Raw genomic sequence first — 23,834 nt, forward strand, 5'->3', positions numbered from 1 at the left:
TTGTTATTTGAACAACTGATTCATAATATGTTTTCCATCTACCAACTAAATTCGATGCAAGCGATTGTGGCTAAAAATAACCACGCAACAATCTCGATAATGGAATCACTTCACTTCAAGCAAGTTAAAAAAGTAGATTGCCGTGGTAGAGAAAGTTTCCTCTATCAATATCCTTAATATCCTCTTGATCCTAAAAATATTTATAAATAAATAGCTCAAATTCGCATCGTTTTCGGGTAGAATACTGCCCCAAGAATGTTGCTAAGGAATCGTTACACAATAACTTGCGCTAAATTGTTTTCAAAAAGCCAGAAATGACTGGTTATTTTGAAAACAAAAGCGCAAGTAATTTTGAAGCCAATCCTAAGCTATTTAGTAATTAATTTAACCGAGGAATGAGTGATAAAATGGAAACTAGCCGACCGATCAAAAGAGCACTACTGAGTGTTTCTGACAAAGCAGGTATTGTTGAATTTGCACGTGAATTAGCTGAAAAAGGCGTTGAGATTCTTTCTACGGGTGGTACTTGTAAACTACTTGCTGATAATGGCATCAAAGTAACTGAAGTTTCAGATTACACAGGTTTTCCTGAGATGATGGATGGACGAGTTAAAACACTTCACCCAAAAATTCACGGTGGCATTCTTGCTCGTCGCGGTATTGATGAAGATGTTATGTCTAAAAATGGTATTCAAGCAATTGATATGGTTGTTGTTAACCTATACCCATTTGCGGCAACAGTGGCTAATCCTGACTGTAAGCTTGAAGATGCAATCGAAAATATCGATATCGGCGGGCCAACAATGGTGCGCTCTGCAGCTAAAAATCATAAAGACGTAACAATCGTCGTAAACGCTTCTGATTACTCGCGCATCTTAACTGAGATGAATAGCAACGATGGTAGCTTAACGTACAAAACGCGTTTCGATTTAGCGATTGCGGCTTTTGAACATACTGCACAATACGACGGTATGATAGCAAACTACTTCGGTACTAAAGTGCCAAGTTATGGCGAAAACAAAGAGGGTGATGAAGCTTCTCAATTTCCACGTACATTCAACATGCAATTTCAGAAGAAGCAAGATATGCGCTACGGTGAAAACGCTCATCAAGCAGCTGCTTTTTATGTTGAAAATAATATTCAAGAAGCCTCTGTTGCAACGGCCACTCAGCTCCAAGGTAAAGCCCTTTCTTACAACAACATTGCAGATACAGACGCAGCCCTTGAGTGTGTGAAAGAGTTCTCTGAGCCAGCTTGTGTCATTGTTAAACATGCAAATCCATGTGGTGTTGCGGTTGCTGGTAGTATTCTTGATGCCTATGAAGGTGCTTACAAAACAGATCCTACCTCAGCATTTGGTGGCATTATCGCCTTTAACCGTGAGTTAGATGCGGACACCGCAGAAGCGATTGTTTCGCGTCAATTCGTAGAAGTGATTATTGCGCCATCAATCAGTCCAGAAGCAGCACAGATTGTGGCTGCCAAGAAAAACCTACGTCTACTTGAATGTGGTCAGTGGGACACAACCACCACAGAGTTTGATATTAAACGCGTTAACGGTGGTTTATTAGTACAAGACAGAGACCAAGGTATGGTTGGATTAGATGACTTGAAAGTGGTTTCTAAACGTCAGCCAACAGACGCTGAGTTTGCTGATTTACTGTTTAGCTGGAAAGTCGCTAAATATGTTAAATCAAATGCCATTGTTTACGTTAAAAACAGTGCAACTATCGGGGTTGGTGCAGGTCAAATGAGCCGTGTTTACAGTGCTAAAGTTGCAGGTATTAAAGCCGCTGACGAAAACCTAGTGGTTGAAGGTTCAGTCATGGCATCAGATGCATTCTTCCCATTCCGTGATGGTATCGATGCAGCCGCAGAAGCAGGTATTAGCTGCGTGATTCAGCCGGGTGGTTCAATGCGTGATAATGAAATTATCGACGCTGCGGACGAACATAACATGGCGATGGTATTTACAGGTATGCGCCACTTCCGCCATTAAATTGTTTTTTGCGTCGTGCTTTAGCTCGAACTCGGCGTTGAAAGTACTCACAAATTCTTCGGGAAAGAATTTGAACACCCGTAGGGTGGCCTGAAAGGTGGAGTACAGGAAGTACGGAATACTTGGTAAACCAAGCTCCGTGCTTTCTCCTTGATTTCAAACTAAATCACTTAGCAAAAAGACAATTAATCTATTTGAATGTGTAGGAATTCGGAGGTGATGGCGAATTGAACGGCAGTTCAGGCTAATGAGCGGGTAAGCTCTGCGAACCCTTTTTTTAGCTTCGCTTGTTTTCTTTTTAAAACAAGGCAGGACTAAAGTCCTACGTCCGAAATAAGATTTGCTTTTGGACGTAAGACTTTAGTCTTGCCTGTTTGTAGCTTCAGCTTACATAAGCATTAAATAAAATATTTTAAGGTTTCTAAAATGAACGTTCTAATTATCGGTAGTGGTGGTCGTGAACATGCGTTGGCATGGAAAGTGGCACAAAACGAACAAGTTAAAAATATCTTTGTTGCACCAGGCAATGCGGGTAGCGCACTGGAAGATAAAGTAACCAATGTAAATATCGGTGTTGAAGATATCGACGCATTAGTGGTATTTGCAAAAGATAACAATGTTGAACTAACCATTGTCGGCCCTGAAATGCCATTGGTTATGGGGGTGGTTGATGCCTTTCAAGAAGCGGGTCTTGCTTGTTTTGGTCCGACGAAAGGGGCCGCACAGTTAGAAGGCTCTAAAGCGTTCACGAAAGACTTCTTAGCGCGTCATAATATTCCAAGCGCTTGGTACCAAAACTTCACTGAAGTTGAGCCTGCATTGGCTTATGTGCGTGAAAAAGGTGCGCCAATCGTAATCAAAGCTGACGGTCTTGCTGCCGGTAAAGGTGTGATTGTTGCGATGACATTAAAAGAAGCGGAAGATGCGATTCAAGATATGCTTGCAGGTAACGCCTTTGGTGAAGCAGGGCATCGTGTTGTCATTGAAGAGTTTTTAGACGGTGAAGAAGCATCATTTATTGTCATGGTCGATGGTAAAAACATCGTGGCAATGGCAACCAGCCAAGACCACAAACGTGTTGGTGATGGTGACACTGGGCCAAATACGGGCGGCATGGGGGCTTATTCTCCTGCACCAGTGGTCACGCCTGAAATGCACGATCGCATCATGGAATTGGTTATCAATCCAACCGTTAAGGGCATGGCGAGCGAGGGTAATACTTACACCGGTTTCCTTTACGCCGGTCTAATGATCATGGCGGACGGCACACCAAAAGTGATTGAATATAACTGTCGTTTTGGTGATCCTGAAACGCAACCTATCATGTTACGCATGAAGTCAGATATTGTTACTTTGTGTCTAGCGGGTGTAAACGGTGAACTTGAAGGCATGGTTGCTGAGTTTGATGAGCGTGCTGCTATTGGTGTTGTTTTAGCTGCTGGTGGCTATCCTGCGGATTACAAAAAAGGATTGGTGATCTCAGGTATTCCTACTGAATCTGAAGGCCTGAAAGTGTTCCATGGCGGGACAACGGTGGTTGATGGTCAGGTAGTAACAAGTGGTGGTCGTGTGCTTTGTGCAACTGCGTTGGGTAATACTGTGACAGAAGCACAGCAGAAAGCGTATGCACTCGCTAAACAGATCAGTTGGGATGGTATGTTCCATCGTAACGATATTGCTTATCGCGCGATTGCACGTGAAGCTAAAAAGTAGTCGCTAACACTATGAATACGAACAAAGCCGATGTTTAAGCGCATCGGCTTTTTTGTTTAAAGCTCAACCACTAAATCTGAATTCGCTTTTGTACTACAACTTAGTACGTAACCCTGCTCAATCTGCTCCGCTGTGAGCGCTTCATTACTGCTACTGACAACATCACCTGACACTTTACACTTACACGCACCACAGATGCCTGATTTGCATGAATAGGGTACTTTAATACCTGCCTTGTGCATTGCATCTAATAAGCTTTGCTGATCATTTGCCATAAACTGTTTGTCTAATGCAGGAAATGTAATTTGATGATTCACATCTGAAAAAACAGTTTCACCCGCTTTAGTGGCAGCTACAAAACTCTCTTTGTGGAAATAATCCATATTAAAACCACTTCCAAAAACAATCTCTTCGACAGATTTCATATACAAAGAGGGACCACAAATAAACAGTGTTTGTTTACTGTTATCAGGTACAAGTTGCTTAAATAAGTGACTGTCTAAACGCCCTTGGAAATAATCGGGGTTATCAGTCTTCTCTAAAATAAGTGTTAAACGGAAATTACTATGGGTATCAGCAAGCTCTGTGAGCAGAGAACTCATTATCACATCGCTAGCTTGTCGTGCGCTGTGGATGAAATGGATATTCGTCTTTTTCTGTGTATCAAGTAGATAGCGTGCAATGGCAAGACAAGGAGTAATTCCACTGCCTGCACTCATTAGCAATAGGTTGTTTGTGGTTTTGTTTGCTTCTAGGGTGAATTTCCCTGCGGGTGCCATTGCGGGTAATGCGTGACCTGCTTGTAAGTTATCAAGTAGGTAATTAGATATTTTACCTCCTGGGACGCGTTTGATAGCGATAGTGACGCTATTTGCCTGTGTTGGGGAGGAGCAGATAGAGTATGCTCGGTATAACAGATTGTTATAATGGTTAATTTCAAAAGTAAGAAATTGCCCGGCTTGAAATTCAAAAGGGCGTTGGTCGAGGTGTTCAAATTCAAAGGTACTTGCATCACTGGTTTCATCAATACGTTTAATGCAACGTAGGCGCTCAAATTGGTTAGTACTGTTTGGCATACTGTTCTCTAATGGGGGAGTTGGTGATTAATAAGTTAAAGAATGGTAACAAAAAAAAAGGTGAAACCGAAGTTTCACCTTTTTGTTGTTTTATAGATTATCTATTTTAAATAGCGACGGGCAGAGGTGTTATACGTTAACAGATTCTTTAAGTACTTTACCTGCAACAAAGGCGGGAACATTTGCAGCTTTAATTTGAATCTCGTCACCTGTTTGTGGATTACGGCCCATGCGTGCTGCACGATGGTTTACTTTGAAAGTACCAAAACCGATTAGCTGTACTGGTTCGCCATCTTTTAGGCTATCAGTGATACTTGCAAGAATTTGCTCTAAAGCTGTTTTCGCTTGTACTTTAGTTAGTTCTGATTTTTCTGCGATCTCTGCAACAAGTTGAGTTTTGTTCATTTATCGATTTCCATATTAGTAATAGTAAAAATAATGTTACTTACCGAAATAATGTATTTCAAGTGCTATTACTAAGTAAAGCTTAATGAGTGTAAAAATAGGATATATCACTTTTAAATGTTCTTATTGTGTTAAAAATCACATTTAAGTTGTTAAATTACTCACTTAAAGCGATGCCAAGGTTAGTCACACCATGGGCTTGCACAAAATGTTGTATCGATTTTATCAGCTCAGGACTGCGTTCATTGTCTAACATTTTTAATAGTTCTGTTTGAAATTCAAGCTGTTCTATAAAGAGAGCTTGCTCTTGTAGCATCTCATCATCTAGCTCATCTCCACTTTGTAATTCAATAAAACTAGCAATTGTTGAGAAGCTTGTTTGGCTTGCATTGAGTGCTTCATCGTTGGATTTGATTAAAAAAGAGTTAAAAGCACAGCTTAAAATAACGCAATGGTCAATGGCAGGGTAAACACCATAAAAATCATGTTTACGGGAATCGGGAATGATCTCATCAAAATGCTCTTGTTGAATGGTTAAGTTAACTTTGACGCCTTTCACCGTCATTTTTTCCCAGAAAAGTTGATTAAATTTATCTATCTCATTATTTATCTTAGTACCTGCCTCATTTTCAATCGCCTCACAAAAAAGATGAAAATGTAATTTTGTGTGTTCACTAAGTGCCATACAAAAAACACTTTGTTGCCAGCTTAATAAGTTTTTCAGTTGGTCGTTAATAGGGAGTGAAAGCATATTTATCCTAATGGCTTGAAATAAAAGATTAAGCATATATTGAATCAATAAAAAAGCCACCCGAAGTTGGGTGAAAAACAGCTTAAAAAAAAGCGACTAGAAAGTCGCTTATGTCTTATTTTATGTTGTGTTAATTAAAGAATTAACCCATGCCATATTTTTTTAATTTTTTACGTAACGTACCACGGTTAATACCTAACATGGTTGCTGCGCGAGTTTGGTTACCACGTGTGTATTGCATGATAATATCTAACATCGGTGCTTCAACTTCTGCTAATACCAACTCGTATAATTCAGTAGTATCTTGACCGTTTAATTTTGCCACGTAACCTGAAACAGCTTGACGCACTGAATCACGAAGTGGTTTTTGAGTTATCTGCCCGGTAGCCGGAATACTGGTTGTTGTGGTAAGTGCTTCTTGAGGAATATTTTGTTCAAACATGGCTATTAACTCTTTAATTATTCAAATAAATTTCTAATGTTTTTAACTGCTCGATAGGGCAATCAATGGCATTAAATTGTCGTTTAAAGTGACCAAACTGCGCTTGCGTTTGCAGATACCAACCAACATGCTTCCTAGCAATACGAGGACCCATTACGTTGCCATAAAAACCATGCAATGCTTGCACATGATTCAGCAAAATATGAGTGACTTCCTGTTTATCCAAAGGTGCTTTGTGCTCACCTGTGGTTAAATAGTGGTTAATTTCATTGAATATCCAAGGTGCACCTTGTGCACCTCGTCCAATCATAATGGCATCTGCCCCTGTGTAATCGAGCACGTATTTGGCTTTTTCTACACTGGTGATATCACCATTCGCAATCACGGGTATGGTTAAATTTTCTTTAATTATTTTTATTGTGTCGTACTCTGCTTCACCTTTATAAAGGCATTGGCGTGTACGACCATGTACTGCAATTGCTTGGATTCCAGCGTTTTGGGCAATTTGTGCTATTTCCAGACCGTTTCTACTTTCAGGATCCCAGCCAGTGCGAATTTTCAACGTCACAGGTATATCAACGGCATCTACGACAGACTCTAAAATTGCTTGCACAAGTTTAGGGTGAGGCAGTAGCGCTGAGCCTGCTTTTTTCTTATTCACTTTTTTGGCAGGACATCCCATATTGATATCAACAATCTGCGCGCCTTGTTGCACACATAACTGTGCAGCAGTGGCCATTGCATTTGGCTCAGAGCCAGCAATTTGCACGGAGCGAATACCCGATTCGCCATGGTAATCCATTCTTAATTTAGATTTTCTGGTATTCCATACACGTGGATTAGACGACAACATTTCAGAAACCGCCATTCCAGCACCTTGCGCTCTGCAAAGTTCGCGGAAGGGGCGATCTGTTACCCCTGCCATCGGCGCCAAAATAAGTTTGTTCACTAATTGATAGTTACCAATACGCATATAAAACACACAATCTCTCTAACTCAAGGCGGCGTAGTGTACGCATTTTTGACGACAGAATAAAGGTTAATAATTAACCATTGCGCAATTATTTTGCTTGCAAATTGCCCAATATTCAGATTGATCTCATTTCTGACGCTGTTTTGCTGGTTTTATGAACGCTTTACACCTGATAAACGCGCCCACTCCTCTTTGATAGACGCTTTGTCCATTTCAAACCATTGCCCGTAAATTTCGATTAATTCAGGTGCTTGCTGTTCTAAAATACCCGAAAGTGCCAGACGGCCCGTCGGTTTGATTAATGCTTCAATGCTTGTTGATAGTTCGCGCAGTGGCCCTGCAAGAATATTCGCCACTAATACATCCGCTACAATACCCTCGGGAAAATCAGCGGGGAGGTATAATTCAAGTTGATCGGAAACATCATTACGTTGCGCATTATCTCGACTTGCCGTAATTGCTTGCGGGTCAATATCGATACCGATAACCCGTTTTGCACCCAATTTAAGGGCCGCAATGGCTAAAATACCCGAGCCACAACCAAAATCGATAATTACTTTATCTTGCAGGTCTTGTCCGTCTAACCACGCCAAACAGAGCGCGGTTGTTGGGTGTGTCCCGGTGCCAAATGCAAGGCCAGGATCAAGCATGACATTCACTGCATTTTCATCAGGTACGGGCTTCCAGCTTGGGCAGATCCATAAACGTTTACCAAATTGCATTGGGTGAAAGTTATCCATCCATTCACGCTCCCAATCTTTGTCCTCTAATTGCTCAATTTTATAAGCAAAATTATTGTCTAATAGTGGGCTTGTTTTTAGTATTGCAACAATGGCTGGCATATCGGCATCGGCTTCATAAAGCCCGGTAATATCTGTATCTCCCCACAGGCGAGTTTCTCCCGGTAGGGGCTCAAAAACAGGTGTATCCTGTGCATCAGTAAAAGTGGCAGAAAGCGCGCCATTGCTCATTAACAGCTCACCAATATCTTCAGCGTTTGTTGACGTTGCGTTTAATTTAAGTTGTATCCAAGGCATGCTTTAAATCCTATTTGTTTAATTTTCAAGGAGGATACAGGGGAAGCGCTCAATATTCCAATTGATTGAAAAGTGGCCATAGTGAGGAGGTCCTCAAAAATAAAGATGAATTATTGTTTAAGTATTCAAAATTGAGTGTAAATTAGTCTTATTGTAATAAAATTGAAAACGTTCCCTAAATAGGATTTTTGAATGAATAAAATTGTTATTATTGATGATCACCCGCTATTTCTACATGGATTAAAATTAACCCTTGAGAGTAGTAATAATGAGGTGTTCGTTTTTGACAATCCAATGGTTGCATTGATGCAAATTGAGCAACTGCAACCTGATCTTATTCTAATGGATCTTTGCATGCCAGAGATGGATGGCATTTGCATGATTGATGAACTAACAAAACGGCAAATATTATCACCCGTTATTGTGCTTTCTGCCTGTGAAGATTATAAAGATGTATTACTCGCGCTACAAAAAGGTGCGATGGGTTTTATTCCTAAATCTTATTCACCACAAGATATGCTTGCAGGGCTAGAAGCTGTTTTGATGGGGGATATTTTTATCCCCAGTGAAATAGAGTTACAGTTAGAAGCGCTTGTATTGCAGGAGAAAAAGAATAAAGCGTTATACCATCTTTCAGGTAGGCAAGCAGAGATATTATTGTTGTTGCAGGCAGGGAAAACCAATCGAGAGATTGCGGCGTTATTGTCTATTTCACCAGATACAGTAAAGTTTCATCAGAAAGGGATTTATCAGATTTTAGATGTTTCGGGTGTAAACAGTCGTGCTAAGGCACTGCAAAAAGCGCTTCAAGTTGGCTTATTAAGCGCTTAATCTTGTATTAAATAAGATGAGCCCCCCTTCAAATTTGATTTGAGGTGTTTTTATAAAAATAGGCTTAAATGGCAACGACCTGAGTAGTTACAATAAGATTAACTCAATAACTGTCGTAATAACAATCGTAATGCGGCGGGTTTTATCGGTTTATGTAATACTTTATAATTTCTAAACTCCCCCTCTTTAAACTTGTCAGGATCAACTTCACCTGTTAATAGCAACGAAGGAATACCCTGTTTCTGTTGTGCTATTTTGATCAGGTCAATACCATTTTTATCACCCGGCAATCGGTAATCTGAGATCATCAATGCAAACTGTTTATTCTCTAATGCGTTAATGGCTTGTTCGCTATTCTCTGCACAATCAACTTTATATCCCCAATTTTCTAATAACATAGAGAGCGCACTTAGAATACTTGTATCATCATCAATTAAAAGGATATTTTCATTATTTTCTTGCGTGAGCTGTGCGGGTGGAATCACTTCTCTAGTCGCTAATCCTTTCGCTATTTGAATAGAAAAACAGCTACCGTTATCAGAGGTTTTTACCTTGATTTGTGAATTTAAAAGAGTGGCTTTACGTTGTGAGAGTGCTAACCCTAAACCCAATCCTTTGGCTTTATTGTGATTTGGGTTTTTAGGATAATAAAGCTCATCAAAGAGGGAATTAAGATGTTCATTATTAATGCGAGTGCCTTTATTCCAAACTTGAATATTGATTGTGTTTTGCAGATTACGTGCGCTTAATAAGATGGTGCCACCACGCTTTTGTGAACCGTGTAATAGAGCATTACTAAGCAGGTTATCAATGATCTCACTTAATAGTTTTGTGTCGGTATACAACACGGTATTGCCAAGGTGTAGTTTTAATGTCATGCCTTGTGATGCTATTTTTTCATTTTGCTTTTTAATGACACTAGAAAGGCAGGTTGCTAATGGGATACTTTTTATCGTTACTTTTAGAGTGTTGGAATCGAGTGTTGCAAGTTCAAGCAGTGATGATAACCAACGATCTAATTGATTAGATGCACCCAGTAAGTTTTTCATCAAATCAACCGATTTTTCATCATCAATCTGTTTTTCAAGTAGGTAGCTATATAACGCTAAGCTACTCAACGGTTGGCGAATATCATGAATAATATTGCTTAGATAGAGTGAATTTTTCTGATTAAGGGTAGGCCCTCGTATTGCTTTAACGGTGTTGCCTTTTGATGAGTAGGTATTATTTTTGATATGTGAGTAGAGAGTTAAAAAACCGAGTGTGAAGAGAAATAACAGGTTTAAAATAAATACTAACGTACTGGTATCTCCGACGACGGCGGTAAAAGTGTAACTCACAATGGCCACTAAATTATTGATAATTAACAGCTGAAAATTATAGGCGAGTATATACGCGTAAAAAAGAGGCAATAACAGGGTGAAATAGAGAAAGCTATTCTGTGAGGTTTCGGTTTCAAAATGACTATTAATGGTAATAAACAGGGTCGTAAATAGGGTTAAAATTGGAATTAAGCGAATGCTTATTTTATCTTTTTCGGTAACCAAACAGTGAATCAGGTAAGCGCAAAGAAAAATAGCACTTAAAGGTAATATAAACGGCAGGTTAAATGCCGCTGGAGGCATAAAAAAACTATAACTTTGTAGTGTGCCGATAGAGTAGAAAAAAAGAAAAGCTGTCAGTATCACTATGTTGTAAACACGTAGTGATTGCCATCTTTTAAATAGGAACGCTTTGTTGGTTTGTATATTGCTCATTGTATTAATTTATGTGTATGTCACTTGTTAAATATTGTAGCACTTTACATTTCAAAATAAGCAAAAAAAAGACAAAAAAAAGCCTAACAACGTTAGACTCGCCTGTAATATGTCTCTTATTATTACAAATTTTATAACAATCAAAATCCATTTGTTTGGCATCAAAAAGTGGGTTTACTCTAATGCCTTAATTCCTTAAGACAAGGTAAGAATGCCCTATTTAGATAATTTAAGTAACTACCTACCCGGGTAGTTTTTGGTGATTAAACGATAAAAATACCATTTTTCGTTCTTTAATATGAACGCCACCGTCTTCATTAACAATAAAACACGGTGTGGTTAGTGAGTTAGAAAGTGAAAGTTAATTCATTCGATCATAAATAGATTGCAGTGCCAATGAGTAACCTTTTACACCTAATCCACAAATAACACCGACAGCAACATCAGAAAGATAGGAGTGCTGACGAAAACTTTCACGTGCATGTACATTTGAGATATGCACCTCGATAAAAGGGATCTTAACGCCAAGCAAGGCATCTCTTATCGCAACACTGGTATGGGTAAAGGCCGCTGGATTAATAATAATAAAGTCAATCTCATTCAATGAGGCATGAATTTTTTCAATCAGCTCATATTCTCGGTTGCTTTGTAGGTGGGTTAATTTTATATCCATGCTTTTTGCTTCACTGCAAAGTGCATCAATAACATCATTAAGCGTTTGTTTACCGTAAATACCGGGCTCACGTTGACCCAGTAAGTTTAAATTTGGCCCATTTAACACTAATATATTTATTTTTTTTGACATAAAAAAGACTCCTAAATAATATATTTAGAAGTCTATCTGCATGTTAATTAACTAGCCAGTTAATTAATTCGTGGACAGGACTTCAGTCCTGCTTTAGTGATGGCCTAAATAACAAACTGCCGATCACAGATCTGCATTCTCTTTGATAAGCTGATCAACCACGCTTGGATCTGCTAGTGTAGAAATATCACCTAACTGATCACTCTCACCGGTGGCAATTTTGCGCAAAATGCGACGCATAATTTTACCTGAACGTGTTTTAGGTAGCCCTTCCGCCCAATGTAAAATATCAGGGGTTGCGATAGGACCAATCTCTTTACGCACCCACTGTTTAATCTCAGCATATAATTCAGGGGAAGGGTATTCACCTGAATTTAAGGTGACGTATGCGTAGATCCCTTGACCTTTAATCTCATGGGGTACACCTACAACAGCCGCTTCGGCAACTTTAGGGTGAGAAACTAATGCACTTTCAATTTCAGCTGTACCCATACGATGGCCAGAAACATTCAGTACATCATCAACGCGCCCCGTTATCCAGTAGTAACCATCTTCATCACGACGTGCGCCATCACCTGTTGTATACATCCCTTTAAAAGTAGAGAAGTAAGTTTGCTCAAAGCGGTCATGATTATTAAACAGTGTACGCATCTGACCCGGCCAGCTATCAAGTATCACTAAGTTACCCGACGCAACACCTTCCAAAATAACTCCTTCATTATCAACTAATGCAGGTTGCACACCAAAGAATGGACGTGTTGCAGAGCCCGGTTTAAGATCGGTTGCACCCGGTAATGGCGTAATTAAAATACCACCTGTCTCTGTTTGCCACCACGTATCAACGATAGGGCAAGACTTATTACCAATTTTATCGTAATACCATTCCCATGCTTCAGGATTGATAGGCTCACCCACTGAGCCTAAAAGTCGTAATGATTTACGGGAAGTACCAGTAATCGCATCATCGCCTTTCGCCATTAATGCACGAATCGCAGTGGGTGCGGTATAAAGCAAGGTTACATTGTGCTTATCAACTATTTGGCTCATGCGCGCTGTGGTTGGATAATTGGGAACACCTTCAAATAAGAGGGTAGTTGCGCCATTGGCAAGTGGGCCATAAACTAAATAACTGTGACCGGTGATCCAGCCGACATCTGCAGTACACCAGTAAATATCGCCTTCTTGATAATCAAAGATATATTTGAAAGTCATGGTTGCATAAACAAGATAACCCCCCGTAGTGTGTAAAACACCTTTTGGTGTACCTGTCGAGCCTGAAGTATAAAGAATAAATAGTGGATCTTCTGCATTCATCGGCTCAGGTGGGCAGTCGACTGACTGTGCTTCAGTAATGTCAGTCCAATCTAAATCGCGGTTTTCATGCCAAGCTACATCGCCACCCGTGTTTTTAAATACAATCACTTTTTTAACACAATCAGTGCCGGGTTTTTCTAATGCTTCATCGACATTGGCTTTCAAAGGTACAACACGGCCACCGCGACGACCTTGATCGGCAGTGATAACGATTTTTGATTGACTATCAACAATACGTCCTGCAATCGCCTCTGGTGAGAAACCCCCAAACACAATTGAATGCACCGCGCCAATACGTGTACAAGCGAGCATTGCAATGGCCGCTTCTGGTGTCATCGGCATATATAAACAAACCACATCCCCTTTTTTCACATCTTGTGCTTTTAGTGCATTAGCGAATTTACAAACGCGCTGGTGCAATTCATTATAAGTGATGCGTTGATCTTGATCAGGTGAGTCACCCTCCCAAAGAATGGCAACCTGATCGCCTTTTGTGGCAAGGTGTCTGTCGATACAGTTAGCAGAAACATTCAGTTCGCCATCTTCAAACCATTTAATATTGATATGGCCGGGGTCATAAGAGGTGTTTTTCACTTTAGTATAAGGCTTCATCCAATCTACTATTTTACCTTTTTCACCCCAGAACGCATCAGGATCATCAATGGATGCTGCATATTCTGCTAGATATTGCTCATTCGTTAATAGGCTTTTTTCAGCAAGTTCAGCTGATACAGGATAAATATGACTTTCGCTCATTCTTAAACTCCAATGGTTAACTAGACAAGCACTTTTTAAATATCAATGCTTGAAATTGTCTGATATTTCTACGTACAGTCTAAAACAGCAACAAAAAATAAATTGTGAACTGGCTAGAGCTTGTTAAACAAATGTTAAGCCGTTGTGTACCTAAAATTGTTTTTGGGATCAATATCAATAAAAACAGCTATCTAGAAACCACCTCTAAACAATCATACTTTTATCTTATGTTGGTTAGTTTACTTTTAGATTTTGTTTCCTAAGCTTAATATTGGGAGTTAGTTTTCGGAAGTAAGACTTTAGTCTTACTTTTTTTTACTTGGACTTTTTTGATAAAAATTAATATAACCACTGTTATTTTAAGTGTCTGGAAGCTTTAAATGACTTGCTCGGAGTCGATTATGTTATCTAAAAATAGAACGTTTAAAAAAACACCTTTCAATAAAATAAGAAAACAGCAAGGTTTTGCGGTATTAACCACTGCCGTTCTTCTCAGCCTAGCTGGTATTATTTTTACCACCAACATGGCCTCTTCGCAATTAGTTGATAATCAGATTATTGGTAACTATTACCGCAATAATGAAGCCTTTGCGAATGCTGAGTCGGGGATTAATTTTGTGTTGAGTCAGTTGGATGATGATATTTTAATCGAGGCTTTATTAACCAGTTTACCCTATTCTCATTCAGAGCCTACACATCATTACACTGTTGAAGTAAATAAAATCCATTCAAGTAAACTTGAGATTATCTCCTATGGAACATCTGTGGACACCACTGCTAGACGTCAGATTCAACTACAAATCGATTTTTATAATAGCTTTCCTATCCCTGATACACCTATTGGGGCAAACGGAAAATTAAACTTTTCAAAATTCAATTTGGGCGATCCTAATTGTAAAGGGCTTGATCCTAGAGATTGCCTCACAAACGGTAATACAGCAGAGAAAGTTATTGAAAGCAACCCTAGTCTTGTCGGTAAAATGGAGGGAAATTGTGCGGGTATTGTTAATGATCCTAATGATCCTAATGATCCATTTAATAAAAACAGTATCGATTTAAGTGGTATTTCATACGAGGGAAATGACTCTGCCTCTGATGATAAGTATGTGGTAGATAATGGAGGGAATTGGCAATCAAACATAAAATCAGGCTCAGAGATTTTTGGTGTTAATGCTATTTTCTTTAAAGGAGCAACATCCCCTGATCCAACGCCTAATTCCTTATTTGAAGCGACTTACGGTATTGAGTTTAATGAAGCTAATATAGCAAAAATTAAACAATATGCTGTTGAGATTGATGGTGCGTTTTGTGCTGATCAGCTGCAAGATATTGGTGATGAAGAAGATGTTATCTTTATTACTGGCGATTGCATTATTGGTATTGGTGCAGTGGGCGTTGAGCAATCATCAGGATCTGAAAACAAGTTATTTACAATTGGCTCTGTAGATCACCCTAAGTTGGTTTTCATTGAAGGGGGGACCATTAAGGTTGGTAATGATAATGCTAATGCAGGCGCTAAAGTGGTAGGTATGTTGCATATGTTACCTGGAACTACGCATGACCTTGTGGATGATGAAGGGGAATTAATCGATTGGGATGGTAATCGATTAGCTGAGGGAGAAGATCCATTACAGCAAGATGATTTACTGTCGATTAATATGGGGGGAATAACCGTTGATGGCGCTTTATTAAGTGAATATAAATGCACCTATAGTGGCAGTACAGTTGAAAACCAAGATGAGAGAAGTAATGGGCAAACTAATGTCAAAGAACACTTTTCTGCAACCTACGATAAAACCATTTTAGGTGCGCTATATTCCCAAATGGGCCTTGGTTCTGATGGTAGCCGCTACAAATTATCGAGTGGAACATGGAGGGATTTCTAATGGTGAATAAAAATGGGTTTTCATTAGTGGAGATATTAGTTTCTCTGTTTGTAGTGAGCCTTGTAGCTGTGAATATATCAGGCTTGCAAAAAATGGTTGGGGATCAAAATCGTGACAATTTTTCTCATACTGCGGTAGTGAAGCTTGCAACAGGAAAATTTGAAGAAATAATGAAATTAAAAACGATTGCAGAGGTTGATCTACTTACAGGTCTTACGCCTGCTAGTGTGTTAATTAGTAATACTGTGTTTGATTTGGACTGGACTGTAACGAATGTTGCTGGTGCTGGTGGTGATATTCGCAATGTTAAACTAAAGGTGAGTTGGAAAGATTCATCGTGGAGAAATACGAGTGATGCGAAACAAACTTTTACCTACTCAGAACAGGTTTCATTGGCTATGTTACTTAAAGGTGCTGGTGGAGGAACAGGCGAGGAATGGGGTTATACTATTCCTAATCTATTAAATACCAATAAAGTGGGTTATTTTGAAGCCAATATGGGCTACAAAAGAGGTGCATATGTTATTTATAATAGCCAACTTTTCCATTCAACATCTGTGCATTCGGTTGGTAACGGAGGAAATGATCCGCGAGATTTAGATCCGCCAATTAGTTATGAGGGTGAAAGCGGTAGTCGCATAGCGACCGTCTCTGATGGCTGGGAAAACCTAGGTCGTATCGACAACGCTGATTTAGTCTCCCTATTTCAATGATGAGATAAAAAAGTAAAGCACTTGCTATTGATATATTATGGTTATTCTATTCATAACATATCAATAGCAAGAGATGTTTTTCATGATCCACAGCCAAATCAACATATTAAAACAAGCCCAAAGTTATCTGTGCTCTGTCACTGCCTCGCAATACAATGAAATAGTTAAACCTCTGTTCATCAGCTCTGCAGGCGCGCATATACGTCATATTTTAGATCACTACCGTGCGATTATAACTGGCTTAGAAGCGGGCTTGATTGATTATGATAAACGTAGTCGTGGTGGCTGTGTCGAAACGGATATTGATGAGGCTTTAACACTGATTACTCAGATAGAAAAATTTCTGTTATCACTTTCTCCAACACAGCTACAGCAAACCCTACAACTTTCAACCGAGGTTTGTGTTGAGAGAAAACAGGTAGAGGTAGTAGGAACAACACTTGCTCGAGAGCTTGTTTTTGTTGGTAGTCATGCGATTCACCATTATGCAATGATTGAGCAGATTTCAAAAGCGCAAAAGTTAGCCACGCCTGAGCAGTTTGGCATTGCACCTGCAACGGCTACTTTTTTGCGTAATGAGGCAAGGGTAAGTTAATGTGTACACTAACTTATCGTTTAACGGAAATAGGTTATGAACTGTTTTTTAATCGTGATGAGCAGCATAGTCGAAGCCAAGCTCACGCACCTAAAATGGATAAACAGTTAAATGCACTCTACCCGATTGACCCACTCGGTAAAGGTACTTGGATTGCGGTGCATCAAAGTGGTTTATCGTTAGCGTTACTAAATTATTACCAAGCACAAAAAAATAGGGTAAGTGGTAAGTTTAAAAGCCGTGGTGAAATTATATTAAAACTGCTAGAAAAAGCACCCAATGTGATAACCGTTTTAAAAACGATGCCACTTCACATTTATCAACCTTTTCAACTATGTCTATTTCCCTCGGATTTAACGCTATCAAATCAAAAGCCACGTTATTTTCAATGGGATGGTATTCATCTGACTGAATCTGAAAAAACACTCCCTATTACCTCCTCGGGTGTTGATTACCCACAAGTTTATCAAGCACGTAAAATCACCTTTAAACAGATGGTTGATGCTAATAATCCCACCAGTAAACAGCTATTAAATTACCACCAATCACAACAGCAAGAGGGTAAACTGTCAGTGAAAATGTCACGCTCAGATGCGCAAACGGTAAGTTTAAGTTGCATCTGCGTGAGCGAGACTGTGGAATTTAGATATATTGATTATTTAGATAAACAGCGTTATTTAGTTTCATTCCATACCAATTTCACTAATTGAATAGTCTAATATTACGCAGGGAAAACAGACAAGTTCAAGGCGAAAGCTGATGTAAATGGTTATTCCCTTTGCAAAGTTTTCAACGCAGAAATTGTTTGTTTTAACCAGTAAGATTGATCAGTTATTTAGTGGAGTTGGTATTAGTAATGAGGCGGGCGCATCTCAACTTGATCAATACCACCGTCATCAGGCTCTGATTCTTTTAGTTTTTCTACTAAATAGGCAACTTGTTCGGTGAGAATTTGTAATTTACGCTGTTGTTCAAAAACTTCACTGTTTAATATTTCAATATTGTCATCTTGAAAGGCAACTTTCATCTCTAACTGTTCAATACGGCTTTCTGTGGTCATTATTTTTCCAGTACGTTTGTATACCCATGTTACATCAAGATGCTTTGTCAGGCACAAGCTCGATAATCAGAACAAGGCGTAACATGAGGTAATTGTTATTCACTTTTTGAATGTTGCAACGCTGGGCTGGTTTTCGAGCTTGCGCCCCGTAGGGCGAGGAAACTTGCACCAACCTGCGTTGTTATAAAATTTCGATTTAGATCAACTATACTTCAATTTTATGCCTAGCATTTGGGCACAATTTTCCTTGCTGACTTTGTATCTTGAAGTATCATGGGTATAAAGGCCAGATTTCAAGAAATCCAGCGGAGCTTTCAGTGGCAATTTTGTCACCGTCCCATAATGTGGCAGAGTATACTACAGCTGTTTTCGGGCGTGTCTCTTTTCTTGGTGTCACCATCCACTTTTGTAAACTCAATCCACTTTTTACATCCCATAAACGTACCGTTTTAGTGCCATTTCCAGTCAATAACTGCTTGCCATCATTAATAAAACGTACAGAGGAGAAAATAGATTGTCGTGCTGTGTAGATTAAACTACTTTGTAGCTCGCCGGTTTCTATATTCCAGATTTGTGATGCTTTTTGAGTATCCGCAATAAAAGCATAACGTCCTTTATCTTCTAATCTGACCATTGAAATCCGATGTTTAAAATTAAACTGTTGAATAATTTGCGCTGTTTTTGTATTCCATAAAAAAGCACGATGGTCGTTTCCCCCAGAGAGTGCGTACAGTCCATTGGCGGACATATCAACACTGTTCACCTTTTCGGTATGAATCGGCATCTCTAATCGACGACCTGTTTTTAAATCAATATGAACTACTTTACCATTTACTTGTCCATACAAAACGTAACGCCCATTTGCAGATATTCGGATATCACGAATGGGGGAATCGCTGACTTGATAAAAGCCAACAGATTGGCCAGTTTTGATGTCCCAAATAGCAAATTCACGTCGACTGGCAGAGAGTGCATGGCTGTTGTTTGCAGAGATGCGCACTATATAGACATCGTTATTTTCTGCATTACGATGTTGCCATTGATAAAGCAACTTATTATTGCGGTTATCCCAAAGGCCTAATCCATGATGAATGGATGAGGTAATGGAGTAGTCTCCATTTTGTGAGATTTCAGCTGCAAATGCGCCCTCTACAGCATGTTCATATTGCTGTAATGGCGTATCTGATTGCGAACAAGAGAAAACAAAAATGAGACTCAGCAATAAAAAAAACGATTTTAAAGGTAATTTTAATAACATTCGATAATTAACTTTTGGTGAAAATAATCATTAAGGTTAGTATATACCAACAGATTTTGATAGTGACTTAGGAATCGTTACACAATAACTTGCGCTAAATCGTTTTCAAAAAGCCTGAAATGACTGGTTATTTTGAAAACAAAAGCGCAAGTAATTTTGAAGCCGATTCTTAATGTTAACTATCAGCAAGTTTAATATAAATATTTGGAGTAACAATGAAAAACGTATTTAAGGTTTCTTTATTAGCTGCCGCTGTTGCATTTACAGTGGGTTGTAATGAAAAAACACCAGAAACAAACGTTTCTTTTGAAGATAGCCAAGAAAAAGCGGCTTACGCAATTGGTGCATCATTTGCGAGCTATGTGAATACCACGCTTGAGAAACAAGCTGAGTTTGGTATGGCGTTAGATAAAGAGATTATCTTAAAAGGCATTTCTGACAAGTTACGCGATAAATCACAAATGACGGAAGAAGAGATGATTGAAACACTTAAAGCATATGATGCTGAAGTGAAAATAGCCGCTGAAAAGCAGCAAGTAGAAAAAATTGCAAAAGCGGCTGAAACTGCCAAAACTTTTTTAGCTGATAACGCTAAACTTGAAGGTGTAACGGTTACAGAGTCTGGCTTACAGTATTCTGTTATCACTAAAGTAGATGGTCCTAAACCAACAGCAGAAGATACTGTTTCAGTTCATTATGTAGGTACTTTAGTTGACGGTACTGAGTTTGATAGTTCTGTGAAACGTGGTCAACCTGCTAAATTCCCACTTAACCGTGTTATTGCGGGTTGGACTGAAGGTGTTCAGTTAATGAGTGTTGGCGAGAAATACAAGTTTGTTATTCCTGCTGAGCTAGGATACGGCGAACAAGGTGCAGGCTCTATTCCTCCTGGTTCAACACTTATTTTTGAAGTGGAATTATTAGAAATTGTAGCGGTTGAAACGCCTGCAGCTGAGTAATCTGAACGAAGGCTTCTGTTGGACGTAGGACTTCAGTCCTGCCTTGTTCACTATTAGCGTAGCTAAAGCAACACGTCCTATTTTCTTTTTAGGTTTGTGCACAAGAGTCAGCGCTCTAGCTCCGCAATATTTTTTTTTTGCTTGTTTTTATGGGGTCAAGAGAAAAAAGAGCGACCACGAAGGAACGAAGTTAACGAAGAAGAGCGTGGGAAATGTGTAATATTTATTGCTGTTCTCTGTGCCTTCGTGGTGTTTCTTTTGTTTTGGATGAAGATTTTTAGCCCGGTGATTGTTCACAGTGTTTGCTGTTGTTTCTATCCTCGCTTTTACTGTATCCTTATCGCCTTATAAATTGAGGTGGTTGTTTAAGGTGAGAATTTAATATGGTAAATATGTGGGATGTAATCATTATTGGTGCAGGTGCATCGGGGCTAATGTGTGCAATTGAAGCGGGCAAGCGTGGCCGTAAAGTGTTGCTATTAGATCACGCTAAACGTGCAGGACAAAAAATTATTATGAGTGGAGGGGGTCGTTGTAACTTCACTAACCTCTATGTTGAACCCCATCATTTTCTTTGTGATAATCCCCATTTTGTAAAATCAGCACTGAGTCGTTATAGCCAGTGGGATTTTATTGCGTTGGTGGATAAACACAATATCAGCTGGCATGAGCGCGACCATGGTCAGCTATTTTGTGATGATAGTGCCAAGCAGATCATCAAAATGTTATTAGATGAAGCGCACAGTGCCGGCGTAAAAGTACAACTGCAGTGTGAAATATTTTCTCAGCAACAACTTAGTGATAACCATTATAGCTTACAAACTAAGTCGGGCTCCTATGAGTGTCAATCATTAGTGGTTGCAACGGGTGGTTTATCGTTGCCTAAAATGGGCGCTACCCCTCTTGCTTATAAAATTGCTGATTATTATCAATTGCCTGTGAAAGCAACACGCGCAGGGTTAGTACCCTTCACTTTACATCAAGCACAAAAAGAGAAGTTTGCTGATCTTTCTGGTATTAGCTTTCCTGCTCGTGCCAGTTGTGACATAAAAGTGGGTAAAAAAACCAAACAGATAAGCTTTACAGAAGCGCTATTATTTACTCATCGCGGTTTAAGTGGTCCTGTTATTTTACAAATATCAAATTACTGGCAGGCGGGAGAACCATTAATATTGGATCTTCTACCTAAGTTAGATCTTTTCAAAGAGCTTTTATTTACCCAGCAAAAACGTCCTGAACTGGGTCTGAAAACGCTGCTTAGTCAGCAACTACCGAAACGTGTGGTGGAATGTTTGTTAGAAAGCGCTGCAATTAATAGTGTGCCATTGAAACAATATAATGAGAAACAGCTGCAACGAGTAAGTGAACTGTTTCATCAATGGCAACCGCAAATTAATGGTACAGAGGGATATCGCACCGCTGAGGTGACCTTAGGCGGTATTGATACCGATGTTATCTCATCAAAAACAATGCAATGTAAATCAGTACAAGGGCTCTATTTTATCGGTGAGGCGTTAGATGTCACGGGTTGGTTAGGTGGGTTTAATTTTCAATTCGCGTGGAGCAGTGGTTGGGCCGCAGGGCAGGTTGTTTAACGAAAAAACGCGGGCAGATCAAGTCTTAGCTTTAATCTGTCCCGATTTAAATTATCTATTGTGCTTTAAGCAGTGTTTCAAACTCTATTGTACTGATCGGTTTTGAAAATAGGTATCCTTGATAATATTCACACTGCTCAGTTGCAAGCAGTTGGCGTTGCTCTTCATGTTCAACACCCTCTGCCACAATTTTCATTCCTAAGTTTTGTCCTAGCTGAATAATGGTTCTCACCACCATGTGATCGTCACGGTTACTGACGCAGTTATCAATGAAACACTTATCAATTTTTAATACATCCAGTGGCAGTCTTGCTATTTGGCTGAGTGATGAGTAACCCGTGCCAAAATCATCGAGCGCAAGGCTTACGCCTAATTCTTTCAACTGTTTAAGGATATTAATATTGTACTCTTGATCGTGTATTAGCCAGCTTTCTGTTTGCTCTATCTCTAACCATTGTGGTTCGCAGTTGCTTTTGTTTAATATTGCTTGCACCGTCGCGGTGAAATTAGGCTCTGTAAGTTGTATTGAAGAGACGTTTACTGCAATGTTTTCTAGGCAATATTGTGTTTTCCATTGACTCATTTGTATACAAACCTGCTCTAACACCCATTGACCGATGGGAATTATTTCGCGATTCTGTTCGGCAATGGGAATAAATTCAAATGGGCTAATTAAGCCATACTTAGGGTGCAACCAACGTAGTAGTGCCTCAGCAGAAAATATTTTTCCAGATTGTATATCAACTTTGGGTTGGTAGAGTAAAAACAGTTGCTGTTTTTCTATTGCATTTTTAAGGTCTGATTCTAACTCATTGCGTCGTGCAATCGTTTCTATAAATTGTTTTTCAAAGTAGGTGAAGGCGCTTTTACCTATGGATTTTGATTGATACATTGCTAAATCAGCATAACTACACAGTATTTCAATGTCATTACTGTCATCAGGCAGAAATGATATACCGACACAAGCTGAGATATAATATTTTTTGTTATTCAGCAGGTAGGGCTGTTTTTCTGTGGCAATTATCTGCTTTGTTAGCTTATCTGTCTGTTGGTGTAACTCATCTTGGTCACACACTAAAAATGCAAATTCATCCCCCCATAAACGGTACGGTTTACCCATCTTCTCTAAGCGTTTGGCAACTAAACATAACATCTCATCTCCCGCTAAGTGACCCAGTTGATCATTAATACTTTTAAAACTATCGAGATCAATAATGATCAGTGCAAACGCTTGTTGTTGCTCTTGCAGTGAGTGCATATGTTTCATTATTTTTTTTCGGTTGGGCAGGCGGGTTAAATAATCGGTATAACTTTCACTACGAAACAGGCGCATTCTATCAAGTGAACTCTGTTGGAAGTAGGTCATGATGGTAGCAAACGTTGCGATAACAATTAACTCTAAGCCGTCTTCTATCACATCCACTAGCTCATTATTTTCAAGACTTGGGAAATAAGCGCTAAGCAGTAAAAATGAGACTAAAATGGGCCACATTGTGCCAGGTAAAATAAGCAGGTAAAGAAAAGGGATAAAGGTATACATCTCTTCTATCTCTTCAATATCATTAATAAAAACAAAACCTGAAATAATTAAAACAATAACAGAAATAAAGCAGGCGTAGTATTTATAGCCTTCGGGTAAATTAAGTTGTTGGGAAAAATAAGCGCTAAAAATGAGGGTGGCGGCTGTGCCGTAAGTCATTAATGCGATTTGTGTGTGGTGTAGGCTGACAAATGTAATAAAAACAATTGCTAACAGAATTAAAAAGAGAAAGGGGAGCAGCAAGTGTTGAGCTAGTTGTCTTACATTCACAAAAAAATCCTAGTTAATGACTGACTTTTAAAGATAGTTTATAAGTTCCTATTTCACCCCTTTGTTATTCATTTTTTGTGTGTATTCCCTAATGTTTT

21 protein-coding genes are annotated in these 23,834 nt (G+C 39.2%); 9 read left to right on the forward strand and 12 right to left on the reverse strand.

The features are described 5' to 3' along the window. Nucleotides 1-407 precede the first annotated feature (407 nt). Both purH and purD read left to right on the forward strand, forming a co-directional pair. The gene (gene purH, locus G322_RS0104695) at nt 408-2,000 is read left to right on the forward strand and encodes a bifunctional phosphoribosylaminoimidazolecarboxamide formyltransferase/IMP cyclohydrolase (RefSeq protein WP_022940652.1); all 1,593 of its coding nucleotides are present in this window, start codon (nt 408-410) and stop codon (nt 1,998-2,000) included. Nucleotides 2,001-2,426: 426 nt separating this feature from the next. Further along, on the forward strand, nt 2,427-3,713 hold the full coding sequence (purD, locus tag G322_RS0104700) for a phosphoribosylamine--glycine ligase (protein ID WP_022940653.1): 1,287 nt from the start codon (nt 2,427-2,429) through the stop codon (nt 3,711-3,713). A 56-nt stretch (nt 3,714-3,769) separates the two neighbouring features. Here the strand turns inward: purD and G322_RS0104705 are convergent, their stop codons facing one another. The 6 genes from G322_RS0104705 to prmA form a co-directional block, all read right to left on the reverse strand. Further along, entirely contained in the window at nt 3,770-4,789 is a 1,020-nt protein-coding gene (locus G322_RS0104705; protein WP_022940654.1) for an FAD-binding oxidoreductase, read from the reverse strand. 129 nt (nt 4,790-4,918) lie between these two features. Further along, nucleotides 4,919-5,194, reverse strand: a complete 276-nt coding sequence (locus G322_RS0104710) for an HU family DNA-binding protein (protein ID WP_022940655.1) — start codon at nt 5,192-5,194, stop codon at nt 4,919-4,921. Between the two features lie 157 nt (nt 5,195-5,351). Then, nucleotides 5,352-5,945: a YjaG family protein gene (locus G322_RS0104715; RefSeq protein ID WP_022940656.1), complete on the reverse strand. Its 594-nt coding sequence runs from the start codon at nt 5,943-5,945 to the stop codon at nt 5,352-5,354. A gap of 142 nt (nt 5,946-6,087) precedes the next feature. Next, on the reverse strand, nt 6,088-6,387 hold the full coding sequence (gene fis / locus G322_RS0104720) for a DNA-binding transcriptional regulator Fis (RefSeq protein ID WP_022940657.1): 300 nt from the start codon (nt 6,385-6,387) through the stop codon (nt 6,088-6,090). Nucleotides 6,388-6,400: 13 nt separating this feature from the next. After that, nucleotides 6,401-7,360 (reverse strand): tRNA dihydrouridine synthase DusB, encoded by a 960-nt coding sequence (gene dusB, locus G322_RS0104725; protein WP_028866417.1) that lies wholly within the window; start codon nt 7,358-7,360, stop codon nt 6,401-6,403. Between the two features lie 152 nt (nt 7,361-7,512). Next, a complete protein-coding gene (prmA, locus tag G322_RS0104730; RefSeq protein WP_022940659.1) occupies nt 7,513-8,397 on the reverse strand; it encodes a 50S ribosomal protein L11 methyltransferase in 885 nt (294 codons plus the stop codon). 192 nt (nt 8,398-8,589) lie between these two features. Here prmA and G322_RS0104735 point away from each other — a divergent pair, with 192 nt between their 5' ends. Further along, the gene (locus G322_RS0104735) at nt 8,590-9,228 is read left to right on the forward strand and encodes a response regulator (protein ID WP_022940660.1); all 639 of its coding nucleotides are present in this window, start codon (nt 8,590-8,592) and stop codon (nt 9,226-9,228) included. Nucleotides 9,229-9,326: 98 nt separating this feature from the next. On the opposite strand, the gene G322_RS0104740 is transcribed toward G322_RS0104735, so the two are convergent. The 3 genes from G322_RS0104740 to acs all read right to left on the reverse strand — a co-directional run bounded on the left by G322_RS0104740 (nt 9,327) and on the right by acs (nt 13,860). After that, a complete protein-coding gene (locus G322_RS0104740) occupies nt 9,327-10,985 on the reverse strand; it encodes a hybrid sensor histidine kinase/response regulator (protein WP_084683680.1) in 1,659 nt (552 codons plus the stop codon). Nucleotides 10,986-11,346: 361 nt separating this feature from the next. After that, a complete protein-coding gene (gene aroQ, locus G322_RS0104745; RefSeq protein ID WP_022940662.1) occupies nt 11,347-11,790 on the reverse strand; it encodes a type II 3-dehydroquinate dehydratase in 444 nt (147 codons plus the stop codon). A 123-nt stretch (nt 11,791-11,913) separates the two neighbouring features. Continuing rightward, entirely contained in the window at nt 11,914-13,860 is a 1,947-nt protein-coding gene (gene acs, locus G322_RS0104750) for an acetate--CoA ligase (RefSeq protein ID WP_022940663.1), read from the reverse strand. Nucleotides 13,861-14,261: 401 nt separating this feature from the next. Between acs and G322_RS0104755 the strand changes: the two genes are divergently transcribed. The 4 genes from G322_RS0104755 (at nt 14,262) to G322_RS0104770 (ending at nt 17,764) form a co-directional block, all read left to right on the forward strand. Continuing rightward, nucleotides 14,262-15,746, forward strand: a complete 1,485-nt coding sequence (locus tag G322_RS0104755) for a pilus assembly PilX N-terminal domain-containing protein (RefSeq protein WP_022940664.1) — start codon at nt 14,262-14,264, stop codon at nt 15,744-15,746. Continuing rightward, nucleotides 15,746-16,459 carry a type IV pilus modification PilV family protein gene (locus G322_RS0104760; protein ID WP_022940665.1) on the forward strand — a complete coding sequence of 238 codons (714 nt, stop codon included), beginning with the start codon at nt 15,746-15,748 and terminating at the stop codon, nt 16,457-16,459. The genes G322_RS0104755 and G322_RS0104760 overlap by 1 nt, the downstream gene beginning before the upstream one ends. Nucleotides 16,460-16,541: 82 nt before the next feature. Further along, nucleotides 16,542-17,054, forward strand: a complete 513-nt coding sequence (locus G322_RS0104765) for a hypothetical protein (protein WP_022940666.1) — start codon at nt 16,542-16,544, stop codon at nt 17,052-17,054. Next, nucleotides 17,054-17,764, forward strand: a complete 711-nt coding sequence (locus tag G322_RS0104770; protein WP_022940667.1) for an NRDE family protein — start codon at nt 17,054-17,056, stop codon at nt 17,762-17,764. The genes G322_RS0104765 and G322_RS0104770 overlap by 1 nt, the downstream gene beginning before the upstream one ends. 140 nt (nt 17,765-17,904) lie before the next feature. On the opposite strand, the gene G322_RS0104775 is transcribed toward G322_RS0104770, so the two are convergent. Both G322_RS0104775 and G322_RS0104780 read right to left on the reverse strand, forming a co-directional pair. Next, a complete protein-coding gene (locus tag G322_RS0104775; RefSeq protein ID WP_022940668.1) occupies nt 17,905-18,114 on the reverse strand; it encodes a SlyX family protein in 210 nt (69 codons plus the stop codon). A gap of 271 nt (nt 18,115-18,385) precedes the next feature. After that, entirely contained in the window at nt 18,386-19,372 is a 987-nt protein-coding gene (locus G322_RS0104780) for a WD40 repeat domain-containing protein (protein ID WP_022940669.1), read from the reverse strand. Nucleotides 19,373-19,587: 215 nt separating this feature from the next. Here G322_RS0104780 and fkpA point away from each other — a divergent pair, with 215 nt between their 5' ends. Next, entirely contained in the window at nt 19,588-20,331 is a 744-nt protein-coding gene (gene fkpA, locus G322_RS0104785; protein ID WP_022940670.1) for an FKBP-type peptidyl-prolyl cis-trans isomerase, read from the forward strand. Between the two features lie 392 nt (nt 20,332-20,723). Continuing rightward, complete coding sequence (locus G322_RS0104790; RefSeq protein ID WP_211217130.1) at nt 20,724-21,926, forward strand: BaiN/RdsA family NAD(P)/FAD-dependent oxidoreductase; 1,203 nt, start codon at nt 20,724-20,726, stop codon at nt 21,924-21,926. Nucleotides 21,927-21,981: 55 nt separating this feature from the next. Here G322_RS0104790 and G322_RS19945 read toward each other — a convergent pair whose 3' ends face one another. Then, the gene (locus tag G322_RS19945; protein ID WP_022940672.1) at nt 21,982-23,736 is read right to left on the reverse strand and encodes a putative bifunctional diguanylate cyclase/phosphodiesterase; all 1,755 of its coding nucleotides are present in this window, start codon (nt 23,734-23,736) and stop codon (nt 21,982-21,984) included. Nucleotides 23,737-23,834 lie beyond the last annotated feature (98 nt).

It is taken from the genome of Psychromonas hadalis ATCC BAA-638, from assembly GCF_000420245.1.
GTDB lineage: Bacteria > Pseudomonadota > Gammaproteobacteria > Enterobacterales > Psychromonadaceae > Psychromonas > Psychromonas hadalis.